This window comes from Paenibacillus sp. J22P218 (assembly GCF_056269195.1).
On the sequence record NZ_JBWDNL010000013.1, the window covers coordinates 21,775 to 34,227 of the forward strand.

At 50.8% G+C, this 12,453-nt stretch carries 9 protein-coding genes; 3 read left to right on the forward strand and 6 right to left on the reverse strand.

What is annotated here, in order from left to right; translation table 11 throughout:
* Both AC0YN0_RS30955 and AC0YN0_RS30960 read left to right on the forward strand, forming a co-directional pair.
* Positions 1 to 3,420: an NEAT domain-containing protein gene (locus tag AC0YN0_RS30955; protein ID WP_475824680.1), complete on the forward strand. Its 3,420-nt coding sequence runs from the start codon at positions 1 to 3 to the stop codon at positions 3,418 to 3,420.
* Between the two features lie 321 nt (positions 3,421 to 3,741).
* Positions 3,742 to 5,895 (forward strand): NEAT domain-containing protein, encoded by a 2,154-nt coding sequence (locus AC0YN0_RS30960; RefSeq protein ID WP_475824681.1) that lies wholly within the window; start codon positions 3,742 to 3,744, stop codon positions 5,893 to 5,895.
* Positions 5,896 to 5,982: 87 nt separating this feature from the next.
* On the opposite strand, the gene AC0YN0_RS30965 is transcribed toward AC0YN0_RS30960, so the two are convergent.
* The 6 genes from AC0YN0_RS30965 to AC0YN0_RS30990 form a co-directional block, all read right to left on the reverse strand.
* Positions 5,983 to 6,846 (reverse strand): metallophosphoesterase family protein, encoded by an 864-nt coding sequence (locus tag AC0YN0_RS30965; RefSeq protein WP_475824682.1) that lies wholly within the window; start codon positions 6,844 to 6,846, stop codon positions 5,983 to 5,985.
* A gap of 58 nt (positions 6,847 to 6,904) precedes the next feature.
* Positions 6,905 to 7,222, reverse strand: a complete 318-nt coding sequence (locus AC0YN0_RS30970; protein ID WP_475824688.1) for a DMT family transporter — start codon at positions 7,220 to 7,222, stop codon at positions 6,905 to 6,907.
* 38 nt (positions 7,223 to 7,260) lie between these two features.
* The gene (locus AC0YN0_RS30975; protein WP_475824683.1) at positions 7,261 to 8,025 is read right to left on the reverse strand and encodes an HAD family hydrolase; all 765 of its coding nucleotides are present in this window, start codon (positions 8,023 to 8,025) and stop codon (positions 7,261 to 7,263) included.
* Between the two features lie 91 nt (positions 8,026 to 8,116).
* Positions 8,117 to 9,478: an ABC transporter substrate-binding protein gene (locus AC0YN0_RS30980; RefSeq protein WP_475824684.1), complete on the reverse strand. Its 1,362-nt coding sequence runs from the start codon at positions 9,476 to 9,478 to the stop codon at positions 8,117 to 8,119.
* A gap of 45 nt (positions 9,479 to 9,523) precedes the next feature.
* Entirely contained in the window at positions 9,524 to 10,333 is an 810-nt protein-coding gene (locus tag AC0YN0_RS30985; protein WP_442050305.1) for a carbohydrate ABC transporter permease, read from the reverse strand.
* 71 nt (positions 10,334 to 10,404) lie between these two features.
* Positions 10,405 to 11,283, reverse strand: coding sequence for a carbohydrate ABC transporter permease (locus AC0YN0_RS30990; RefSeq protein ID WP_475824685.1), 879 nt, complete (start codon positions 11,281 to 11,283; stop codon positions 10,405 to 10,407).
* Positions 11,284 to 11,491: 208 nt separating this feature from the next.
* On the opposite strand from AC0YN0_RS30990, the gene AC0YN0_RS30995 reads away from it, so the two are divergent.
* Entirely contained in the window at positions 11,492 to 12,106 is a 615-nt protein-coding gene (locus AC0YN0_RS30995; protein WP_475824686.1) for a GbsR/MarR family transcriptional regulator, read from the forward strand.
* The last annotated feature ends 347 nt before the right edge of the window (positions 12,107 to 12,453 follow it).

A 12,453-nucleotide genomic window follows, 5' to 3' on the forward strand; every position in this document is an offset into this window, starting at 1 on the left:
ATGTTTTATAAGAAGTCATTCAAACGTTACTTGTCTATTCTGATTGCGAGCATGCTTCTCTTGTCTGCCTTTCCTATTTCGGCGGCAGCAGCCGAACCTGCTCCAGCTACTAAGGTGCGAGACGGCGAATACGAAGTCGATTTCCGTATCTTACAGAACAATAGCAATAAGGAATCGTATGCCGAAGGACATCTCAAATCAACAAAAGGTAAGCTGATCGCCGAGGACGGCGTCTACAAACTGCAAATTGATTTTATTAACTATGACTGGTACGAGTATTGGGGCAGCTTGAAGCCAGGCGGCACGCCCTCTGCGAACGCGGATGCCGTATCCCAATTCAATCAGGCAGCAGAGGTTGATGTCTCGGACGGCACTGTCCCTCGCGGACCGCTAAACGAGAATACGTTAGTTGAAGGCTATTATGGCACAGTAGAATTTCCAATTGACGATGTGCAAGTCAAGCAAGATGTGCTGATGCACATTGTGGTGAAAGATCTTTATGTTCAAGGTCAACCTTTTGTCTACGATCATTGGTATTTGGCTCAAGTCGTGATTGATACAAGCAATCTTCCGTTTGTATCCGTCGAAGAGCCTCCAGTGACCGAAGAGCCAGACGTAAGCCTTGATGATCTTTCCTGGCAAATCACTTTAGCCCAATCCTTATATAACAGTACCCAAGACGGCGCATGGCATGGGGCATACAAACCGGGAGCAAGGACTTCCTTGAATTATGCTATCAGCGATGCTATCGAGGTCGAGAGCGACATGGCGGCGACCGACGAAGAAATCGTTACGGCTTACAATGCGCTAGTCCAGGCGTTGAATGTGTTCAGGCAACAACGTGTTACGGTTAACAAATCATTGTTGCTGACCGCGATTCAAGAAGCAGAGGCTTTCGCTGCCAATCTGTCATACGTTACAAATGCCGGGGTATATGTCGAGGGCTCGATTGCCGGGCTGACGTCTACAACTATGGGTACACCGATTACGAATGCGAAGGCTGTATATGACAATGCTTTGGCCACACAAGATCAAGTCAATGCAAGCGTAACTTCGCTTAGTACGGCGACGACCGCCATTAATAACGCCAGAATAATAGCGACAGATGCCCGTCTCATCGTACTTGACTCCCTTGATTCGGATGCTGTTGAATCCACGAAAAGTTCTCTCTTTGGTTCAACCGCGACTATTCTAAAACGCAGCACGCCTCGCGAGCATGCCAATATTATCATCAATGACAATATTCCAATTACGTCTATCACCTACTACAGGCCGAGCACGGACGGCACTCCCACATTTGTGATGGATCTGCCTGTTACAGTGGCGTCTACTGGCTTAGATGCGGGAACTGGTCAATACTCCGCCCAATTACAGCAAAGACATACGACTTTTAATAATCAATCCATAAGCGGCATCGTCTTCATGAACTATTCAACCGCCGATGAGCCTAGTGTCACTGAATCCGTCTATCTAAGCCTGAACGGCACATTGCTTGATAATCTAAACGGCGAAATCGCCGATGCGCAGGAGCTGCATGATCGCGCCTTGAACGGCGAATTAAGCGGTCAGTACGACATTGACGCTTTGGCGACGCTGCAAGCCGCTATCGACACCGCCATTGTTACGGGCTCTCAATTGTCCGCTACACGGTTGGACATTAGCGCTGCTTCGGCTGCGCTGTCTGAAGTCGTGACTACGTTCCTGTCCTTGGAACGTTCAACCTTGAACTACACGATCGCTCATGCGACGGATGCGGCCTTCTCCAGCGCGGATAGCTACTTCGAGAAGCCTGCCCGCGTTACCCAAATTACCGGTACTACTTATGATGCGACGATTAAAATTTTGAACAGCTCGCAAGTAACGGAGTTCCAGTTCAAGCAAAGCGAAGGCGAGTATGTCGATGCCGACGTTCTGTACGAAAACGCTGCGGAAGATTATCGTATTGTACTGCTCAATGGCATCGATATAAGCCAGTTACAGAACGCCAAGCTGCATGTTTCCATTCCGGCAGCCAATTATGATCGAACGCATGAAGTTCGCTTGAACTTTAACGGGGTGAACAACTCCTTGTTATCCTCGGAGTTCCTTGAAGCCATGTCGACATGGCGCGGAGCCAAAGCGGGAACTGCAATCGGTGAATATCCTGCCTCGGCGATTTCCACATTCAAAACCGCCATTGATACGGCGGGTGGAGCTGCCACCCAGACGAATGGAACCCAGATCCAAACAGATGCCGCGTTAATTGTGTTACGTATGGCGGTTGCCGCATTTGAAGCTTCTGTTAATTTGACCGGTACGGAGCCGGGAACTGATCCCGGAACTGATCCCGGAACGGGCACTCCGGGTAACGGCACGGATCCGCAATATCCTGCGAACGGAAACTATTACATTCCTTTTACCGTCCTGAAGTATGGAACGGAATCACTATCGGTAGCTAACGATTATTTTGTCAGCCCCGCTCTTGTTAAAGTGAATGGAGGAAGCAAGACCGTATCCTTTACTGTCGTACAGAGCGCCGAAATTACCGGACTTAAGATAGGTGGCAGCAGCGGCTCCGTAACGTCGAGAGACGCCGCGAACAACACGCGCGTGGTAACCTTCAACTTGTCAAACTTGGCTTCCAAACTAAGCGCGTGGGTGAAAATCGATTGGAGCGCTTTGAACTATCACCATGAATACGATATTCATTTCAAATTCGATGAAGCCCAGGCCACATATGCCGGCAACTCCGGTGTCATTGGAGGCGGCTCGGTCGGCCCGCCAGCCCTGCCTAACCCGGACGAAGAAACCGAAGGCCAAGAAGGTGAAGAAGGCGAAGTCACTAACCCGAATGGCGAGAACGGGCAAGAAGAAACAAACCCAGAAAGCAATGAAGGTCCGAACATTCAATTCTCCGATACCGCAAATCACTGGGCGAAAGACGTTATCGAACGTGCAGTCAAGCTAGGCATCGTCAGCGGCTTCTCGGATGGCAGCTTCCGTCCGAACAACATCGTGACGCGCGGCGAGTTCGCCGTTATGATCAGCAAAGCGTTAGGTCTCGAAGGCGAGGGTGAAGCCGGCGCACTGAAAGACCTCGACAGCATTCCGAACTGGGCTAAAACCCATGTAGCGCGTGTCATAACCGCAGGTTTAATCGCCGGTTTCGAGGATTCGACGTTCCGTGCAAAAGGTCAGTTGACGCGAGCACAGCTTGCAGTCATTATTTCTCGCGCTGCGGGGCTTAAACTGGATCCGAGCGCCACTCTATCCTTCGTTGACGGTGATGACGTTCCAGCTTGGGCACAACAAGAAGTATCCGCCGCAGTTGGAGCGGGATTAATTAAAGGCAAAGACGGCAACCGATTCGATCCGAATGCCGCTGCAACCCGTGCGGAAGCTCTGGCGCTTATTATCCGCCTGCTTGATTATTTAGACTAATACGCAAGTAAGAAGCAGCCCAAGACGTATAAACGTCTTGGGCTGCTTCAATTTGTAATTTAAAATTCATGCTCCGTTCATACTCCAGTAGTAGAATCAAACTTGCCGCTTTAACGATAATGATTCTCATTATCCTTGGTGGTCGTTCATCTGCACAGTGCCATCTCCTTGTGCCTTTTGAAATACAATTTCGTAGCGGGAGGGAAACCATTTATTACGTTAATCGGTTTTGTTGCCAAGTAGATGGCATTAGCCGATGGTTGCATTATCTTTGTTTCATTGCTTTCTTAATTAAAAACATCCTAAGGAGTGTTACACCAAATGCGCAATAAGCTTCGCCCGTTCACAGCACTGTTTTTGGCGCTGGCTCTGCTGCTTACGATTTTACCGGCGGCTGCCTCGGCTCAACAATCCGCTCCGGCTCCGCCGGCAGACGGCGTATACGAAATTCCCTATCAATACTTAAAGGATGACGGCTCAGGCTCGACCTCCTCGATTAATAACTATGCCGTTGCAAACACGGGTAAACTAACGATCTCCAACGGTACAGCGACTTTTTCCCATGAAATGAAAAGCTCCGAGCTGTTCACGTATATCGGTATTTTAAAGCCGGGCGAGACGAAGGCGACCATTACAAGAAACGGCGCTAACACAACTATCAACACAGACGATCTTGTTCGCTATGAAGCAGCAACATCTGCTCCTATTGAAGATTCGACTACCAATTCCATTACAACAACCTTAACTATCAATGATATTTATGAAACGCAAACGGTATTGTTGAATATTACGATGACCTCGCCTGCTTATTCCGCATGGCACAATGTATACCTGGATCTTGACGTTTCAGAGCTTCCTCCACCGGATGGCACGTACAGCGTTCCTTACATCTATTTGAAGGATGACGGCTCTAATGTTACCTCTTCGGTATATGGTTATGCCGTACCGGATAGCGGCCGTTTGACGATCAGTAATGGCGAGGCGTCTTTCTCCCATGAAATGAAAGACTCCAACTTGTTCGCGTATATCGGCATTCTAAAGCCCGGGGAGACGAAAGCGACCATTACAAGAAACGGCGCCAACACGACGATTGATCCTGCCGACCTCGTGCGCTATGATCGCGCTGACGTTGCGCCTATTGAAGATTCGACTACCAACTCCAGCACGGTTACTGTAAACATCGATGATATTTACACCACTCAAACGGTACTGGTTAACATTGAAATGACGTCACCTGTTTATTCCGCATGGCATAACGTTTACTTAAACTTGGATCTGGAAAACATGACGTTGGTCGATAACGGCACGGGAGAAGGCACAGACCCTGGCACGGATCCTGGTACGGATCCGGGAACGAACCCTGGCACGGATCCAGGCACGAATCCGGGAACAAATCCGGGAACGAATCCTAATACGCTGGCCGACGGAAAATACAGCTTGAACTTCGTTATTCTAAAAGCAGGCACTTCTCAAACATCGGTTATGAACGACTATGTCGCGCATCCAGGCCGATTGTTGGTTCAAAACGGCATGAAATACATGCAAATTTATTTAAAGCAAAGCAATGAAATTACATCGTTTATGGTCGGTGGCAGCGAAACCTCTACCATCGATAGCAATGCTAGCTCCAATACGCGAAGAGTACAATTCGAAATTGATGAAATTCCGTCGAAATTGAGCGGCTCTGTAAGCATCAACTGGCCGGCTATCAACTATGTAGAGGAATACGATGTCGATATCGAGATTCGCTCCGCTACACCGGTTCAAAATTGGGGTTCCGACAACTTCGGTTCGATTCCCGACCGTCCGAATCCGAATGACCCATCGACAGGAGAGGAAGCGACTGAAGAACCTGGTAGCGGAACTGGGGAGACCGGCGAGAACGGTACTTCCGAGCCTAACCCATCCACTCCTGCAATCGTGTTCAACGATACGGCTTCACACTGGGCGAGCAAAGCGATTGAGCGCGCCGTGCAGCTCAACATTATATTCGGTTATCCAAATGGAGACTTTAAACCCAATGCCTCCCTCAAGCGCTCGGAATGGACGGCAATCGTTAGCCGCGCATTAAAGTTGGAGAGCTCGGGCAAAACAATCGACTTCGCTGATGCGGACAACATTCCGGCTTGGGCGAAACCATTTATTGAGCAAGCAATGTCGGCTGGTATCATAAGCGGTTACGAGGACGGCAGCTTCCGTCCGAATAAAGAAATCTCCCGAGCGGAGATGGCGGTTATGATCGTTAGAGCGCTCAAGCTGCCGCTAGAGGATGCTGGTACGTTGACATTCGCTGATGCGGGTCAAATTCCAGACTACGCCAAAGCTTATATCGCAACAGCAGTCAAACACGGACTAATCTTCGGATTGGAAAATAACCGCTTCGGGTCGGCCCAGCCAGCTACCCGTGCAGAGGCCGTCACCGTCGCGCTGCGCGCCGTCGATTATTTAGCGTCTCAGCAACTGAACGCTCAATAAGCCATGAATAAGCCATAACAGCACCACTTGCTGCATCATTAGAGAAGGAGAACTCCGTTTGCGGGGTTCTCCTTCTCTCGTTATCTATCAGAATTCCACTTCAAAATCCGCGGCAGCCAGCCAACTGCCTTCCGCGAAGTTCCGGCCGCGCACGCGCACCTTATCCGCGTAGATTTCGACATAATAACCTTGGCTGCCCTGTACATAGACGTCGTCGTCATTCCACAAGTAAGCGACCGATGCGGTATTGAACATGACTGGCCCCCGCTCGCCGGCGCGATGCATCGTATGCGGAGACTCCAGATGCCAGTGGGTATGTCCCGTGAACAGCAGCGCTTGCGGATGCTTAAGCAGCACCGAACGCAGCTCTTCATCCTCTTCCACGCCGAACCAGGCTTGATGCTCCAGCGAACCGGCTACCGTGTTTTTCAAAGGCTGATGGAGGAATACGAATACCGGCTTGCCCGTCGCCGCGTCTTCCCCCAGCTTCTCGTCCAACCAGTCAAGCTGGGTTGCCGACAGGGTCGCAAACCGCTCCAGCCCTCGCTCCGTCCCCAGAAACACAAAGTGATAACCGCCGATCCAGTGATCGTGGTAAGTGTCTCTCCTGCCGCTGACCGTCTCGTAACCTTCCATCCGGTACGCCCAATCGCCCAGCGCGACATCGTGATTGCCAACCGTATATGCGATGGCCGGCAGACGGTTCTCATAATCCCGCAAAATACGCTGCAGCGCCTCATATTCTTCAATTAAGCCATGATCGGTAATATCCCCTGCGTGCATGATCCCGCAGCTCTCGGACACATATTCGCTTGAAGCGATATCTTCGAGCGCCAGCCGAAGATGACGATTGTACAAATGATTGTCGTCGGATCTGATATGCGTATCCGATAGAATCTGAAAGCATGCAAGCAGTTTCGGCTTCTCGGTCTCATCGGCTCTGTTTTTCATAAAGATTCCCCTTCCGTTAGTAGGCAAACCTATGCTCGCCCTCCTTCATGGCAGTTCGTCAGGAATGCGCTTTGGAGCTCATGTTCAGCCCCACCACCCCCACGACTATGACAAACATCCATAACATCGACGTTGTAGACAAACGCTCATGGAAAAACCATACGCCTGCCGCCGAAATGAGCACAATACCGATACCTGACCAGGTAGCGTAAGCAACGCTCATATCCATGTAACGCAGCGCGAAGTTCAAGCAGGTAAAGCTGATTCCGTAAAATAAAAACATCAGTATGGACGGCCACAGCCGCGAGAAGCCTTCCGACATCTTCAAGGACAAGGTGCCGCTTAATTCCAGCAAGATGGCCAGCCCTAGAAACATCCAGCCCAGCTCGCTCCCGTTCAATCCTTTCAATTGCGCTAGCCTCCCAACTGCAATTCCTGGTAGCCTAGAATGATATGACTAGCATCGGGGTAGGCTGCTTGGCCGCCCGTAAGCGCAATTCGCAGATTAGCGCCCACCGAACGTCCCATCAGCATATCGCCATTCGTATCGCCGATGACGGCCGTTCTTGCCGGGGTAACGCCTAGCCTTAAGCAAGCGAGCTCCGCCATATCGCCGAACGGCTTGCCTCGCTCCACCTGATCCGTTCCGATTACCGCCTCAAAATAGGGACGAATGTCAAGCCACTCCAGATGGCGGAGCGCCGCATCCGTTTCATCCGCCGTTACGACGGCCAACTTGAGCCCCTGCTGCATGCAGGCGTCAAGAAACGACTGCACGCCCGGCAACAGTCGTGCAGGACGTTCCTTCAATAAAGCAACGTTCGCCTGCTCGCCGCAGCGGATTGCCATCGCTCTCGCTTCCGCCCAGGACATGCCGGCCATATAACCTTGCCAAGCAAGCACGGCGTATAAATCGGCCATCGTTCCCATCGCCAGCGGTCCGTTGCGATCGTACTCGACTATACGCCCGCTTTCATCATGCCGCGTTCCCCAAAGCATGGGAATCACTGCCGCATCAAGAGCTTTCATCCCCCGTCTAGTCAGCTCTTCGCTAAACGCAGACATGACTTTTTCGCTCCAATAGCCCCACATGGATACAAAATCGAGCAGCGTGCCGTCCTTATCCATCAAAATCGCATCCACTTCATAAACGTTGCCGCCTATGGTCAACGTAGCCATTGCTTCCACCTCTCTTGTAACTGTAACCATTGGCGGCATACGGGGGAGGAACTAACCGTTCTTCCCCGTCGCTGCCCTGGCATGCTTCTACCTATTTAGTTACCGCATCGAGCGCCTTCTGCGCCACTTCCTTCGCTTCCTTAAGCGCTTCTGCCGCCGGCTTGTTGCTAATCTGTACCTTATCTGCCGCAATCGTCAGCGCATCGGTAATTTTGCCGCCTGTCGGATCAATGAACGGCTTGCTCGCATGGGAAGCTTGCATGAGCGGGATACGGCTTTGCGGATTCGCTTCGCTATAAGCTTTGAACTCCGGGTCGTCAAGCGCGGATTGACGTACCGCAATATAACCCGTGTTCATCGACCAGAACGCCGTATTTTCGGTGTTGCTGAAGTACGTCAGCCATTTGAATGCCGCTTCTTGCTGCTCCTTGCTTGCTTTGGCCGGAATGCCCGCCATAATTCCGCTTGCTACCGGTTTGCCTTTGCCGTCGCCAACGCCTTCCCAGCCCGGCTGCTCCATAGCTGCAAGCTGCGTGAAATCGAGGTCGCCTTGGTCGCCGCTGGAGCCGGTGTAACCCGCCGCATTGCCTTTCATGACGTCGTCAATCGTTTTGTACCAATACTCCCAGCCTTGGCCTCCGGAGTGAATGCGCATGATTTGATCCTCGTGAATCCATTTGCGGAACAGCTCCCACGTTTCCACCCATTCCGGCGAATCGATCAGAACGGTTTTGCCGTCTTCGCTAAGCACCGAGCCGCCTTTGCTGAATACAGCGTCCATCATATTGTCGCGTCCCCACATCGGCTCCCAGCCGTAAAACGTCGTTTTCCCGTTTTCTTTCACGGTCATTTTGGACGCGGCATCAGCCAGCGCTTCCCAAGTCGTCAGGTTTTCGGCTTTCAGACCTTGCTTTTCCAAAGCATCCTTGCGGTAATACATCACTTGGGTCGTTCCGTACATCGGAAGGAAATACTGCTTGCCATCAACTTGTCCTTGCTCGATAAAAGTAGGCACAAAGTCATCCGGTTTCAAATCCTTTGCCGTCGCCATTAATTCGTCCAGCTCTGCGTAATAGCCTTTGCGCGCCCAGTCGTTATTGGACGACAGCACGGCTGCCGGAACCTTGTCCGCTGCGATCGCGGCCTGCAGCTTCTGCTCCGTTTCGGAATAGTCAGCCTGTACGATCCCTTGTACGATGACTTCCGATTGCGATGCGTTGAATTTGTCGATTATTTTCTTCATATTGTCGCCGAGATTACCGCCGAGACCATACCAGAACTCGATCTTCACCGGTTCGGTTGCCGCCGTCTGCTCGGGAGCGGCGTTTGTTGCGGAGTTAGTCGCCGCATTGGATCCTTCCTGCGAGTTTGCTCCCGTATTGGAACCGCAAGCCGTAAGCACAGCAAAGCTGGAAATAAGCGTAAAAGCTAACCCTTTTTTTAACGTATTCATTTTAATAGGCCTCCATTAACTATAATATGATTTCTCTTTACTCTCCTACCCTTTGTTGACACCGGCAGTGAAATTGACGCTTTGCATAATCGTTTTTTGCGTAAAAAGAAACAACAGCAGCAGCGGAGCTATCGTGAAGGCGCTGGCAGCCATAATGAGCGGCCACTTCAGCCCGTATGCACCTCCCTCCACAAAAAAGCTGCGCAGACCGGCCGATACAAGCTGCAAATCCGGATTTTTCGTAATGAGCATCGGCCAGAAGTAGTTGTTGTATTGTTCAATGAACGTAATAAGCACCAGCACGGCGAAGGAAGCCCTCGTCAACGGAACGATTATCGTCCATAGAATACGCAGATGGGAAGCACCGTCGATCCGCCCCGCCTCCACAAGCTCATGCGAAACCTGCATGAAAGCTTGCCGAATAAGGAATATCGAAAACACGCTAACCGAGTTGGATAAAATAAGTCCCGCATAGCTGTCGAGCAGATGGAGCTTGGACAAGACGACATAACCCGGCAAATACACGGCAGTCGTCGGCACCATATAGCTGACCAGTATGATCGCTGTCAATGAGCCCTTCAAACGAAATGGCATATGAGTCAGCGCGTACGCCATCATGCCCGAATTGACGACTTGGATCAGCGCTATGGCGCAAGCTACCGTCACGCTGTTCAGGATATACCTGGCGAAATTCGCGCTCTGCCAGGCGTCGACAAAATTGCTCCATAACGGTACGGCCGGCCACAGCGCAGGCGGCGTCTGCCAAATTTCATCGTTGGTTTTCAGCCCGCTGGTTACCATCCAGTAAAACGGGAAAGCCATAATCGCGCACAAAACAATAAGCATGACATGCATCAATACTCGCCTAATTCCGTTGCTCTTGGTCATTCATCGCATTCCTTCCTATTCAGACCGCCTGGCCGTCTTTAATAATGAACCGACTTGCGGCTCAAGGTGAATGAAACAAGCGACAGCAGCGCGCACCCTGCGACCAGCGTCACCGCAACGGCCGAGGCTTCGCCGATGTTGAACGCTTCGAACGCCGACTGATAATACAAATACAGCAATGTGCGCGTCGATCCGGCTGGTCCGCCTTGCGTCATAATGTTGATCTGATCGTATGCCTGCAGCGAAGAAATAACGAGCACGACCGTCAAGAAGAACGTCGTAGGGGAGATCAGCGGAAGCGTAATTTGCCAGAACTTACGCGTTGCTCCCGCCCCATCGATGCTGGCGGCTTCCAGGATGTCACCCGGAACATTTCGAAGCGCCACCAAGTAAAAGACCATCGCCCAGCCGATTCCCTTCCAGACGGTGACGAGCAAAATACCGACCAATGCCCAATCCGGATCGCTTAACCAGCCTACGCCTTCCGCGCCTAACCATCTTAGCAAGGCATTCGCAAGTCCCGCCTCCGGCTCGAAAATCCACGACCATACGATCGATACCGCGACGGTTGGCGTAACCCAAGGAGAGAACAGCAGCGCCCGATATGCGCCGCCCAGCCTCATCGTTCGGTTCAGCAGCACGGCTAGAGCTAGGCCGCCAGCCAGCGTCGGCAGCACGTTGCCTAGAACAAAAAGCAGCGTCACTTTGAGAGACTCGTAAAATGCAGGGTTTTGCAGCAACGCCACGTAATTGTCCAGTCCGACAATCGGCTTGTCCTCGCTCATGAAGTCCCAGCTCGTCAAGCTTAAATAGAATACATAGCCGATCGGGAACAACCAGAACACGGCGAGGGGCGCCATAGCGGGCAACGTGAACAGCAAAGCCTGCAGCTCCCGGCCTAATCTCAACCTATTCATAACCTCTTCCTCCGTTCAAATTATTTTTAACAGTAGGTAAAATATTGATATTATCGTTCAAACAGTTGTATCGTACAAAAAATATTGTACAATCAGAAGTGAGCAGAATGGTTATCGCAGCGTAAACATTAACTAAATAAAATGTAAATGTGATGCTTTATATGTGTGCTTTAGGTTAGTAAAAGCTTTTAGTATAATTGAAGAAAGCATGCATACGAAAATGGCGGGTGAAGGCATGATAGAGGGCAACAGTCAGGGCAATGGTGAAAGCGGCGATGAAAACGGTATCGAGAGTGGTTCGGCCGAGCGACGGAGCGAGCTGCGTCGAACGGTTATTAACGCGATTGCCGATACGATGGATTTATACGGGGCAACTTATTCCTTTGGACAGTTATATGGCGTTATGTATTTCGAGGACAAACCGATGACGCTTGAAGATATGAAAACCCATATGAACATGAGCAAAAGCAATATGAGCTATGCGGTAAGATCGTTGATGGAATCGAAAATGGTGACCAAACTGGAGGAGAAGCAGGAGCGTAAAGATTTGTACGTAGCCGAAACGGACTTTTTCCTCGCTTTCCGCAATTTTTTTACGATGAAGCTGCAAAGGGAAATCGACGTAATGAGTCACGCCATTGAAGACGTTATTCCCGAGCTTTCCGACATTATTCTTTCTATTGATACCCCTGATGACGAACGGAAAATCTGTCTCCAGGATCTGCACAAGCTCAAGCAAGCGCTTGAGTATTATAAATGGCTGCAGCAATTCGTACAGCAGCTGGAAAACGGTTCTTTTTTCAACCTCCCGCAAATCAGGTAGGCATAAGCTGCCATCCAACTTATGCATGGATCTCTGCTTAAGAATTTAGGAAACGCTAATCGGCCGATATTACGCAATCCCTGCAACTAACGAATCCAGATAGCCTTATTTCGCTAAAATGGATTGTTTTTCGGTGGGTTTGGAGCGATTAGCGTGATTCAGATTCCTAAGCGCTGCCATAGGCTCGTGAATCGAAAAATTGAGTGCTGAGGATTCGTTAAGAGGAGTTGGTTGCTTCGATCGAAGGTTCAGTTACTCTCCCAGGCTGGGAGAGGTAAGTCGCTGCTTCTGCGCACAACAAAAAACCAACCGCATCACATGCGGTTGGTTCCTCGTGCTTGGCGACG

Bases quoted from the DNA above. Each gene is read 5' to 3' on its own strand.
- AC0YN0_RS30955 (WP_475824680.1), top strand. From the start codon at position 1: ATGTTTTATAAGAAGTCATTCAAACGTTACTTGTCTATTCTGATTGCG.
- AC0YN0_RS30960 (WP_475824681.1), top strand. From the start codon at position 3,742: ATGCGCAATAAGCTTCGCCCGTTCACAGCACTGTTTTTGGCGCTGGCT.
- AC0YN0_RS30965 (WP_475824682.1), bottom strand. From the start codon at position 6,846: ATGAAAAACAGAGCCGATGAGACCGAGAAGCCGAAACTGCTTGCATGC.
- AC0YN0_RS30970 (WP_475824688.1), bottom strand. From the start codon at position 7,222: ATGTTTCTAGGGCTGGCCATCTTGCTGGAATTAAGCGGCACCTTGTCC.
- AC0YN0_RS30975 (WP_475824683.1), bottom strand. From the start codon at position 8,025: ATGGCTACGTTGACCATAGGCGGCAACGTTTATGAAGTGGATGCGATT.
- AC0YN0_RS30980 (WP_475824684.1), bottom strand. From the start codon at position 9,478: ATGAATACGTTAAAAAAAGGGTTAGCTTTTACGCTTATTTCCAGCTTT.
- AC0YN0_RS30985 (WP_442050305.1), bottom strand. From the start codon at position 10,333: ATGCATGTCATGCTTATTGTTTTGTGCGCGATTATGGCTTTCCCGTTT.
- AC0YN0_RS30990 (WP_475824685.1), bottom strand. From the start codon at position 11,283: ATGAATAGGTTGAGATTAGGCCGGGAGCTGCAGGCTTTGCTGTTCACG.
- AC0YN0_RS30995 (WP_475824686.1), top strand. From the start codon at position 11,492: ATGCATACGAAAATGGCGGGTGAAGGCATGATAGAGGGCAACAGTCAG.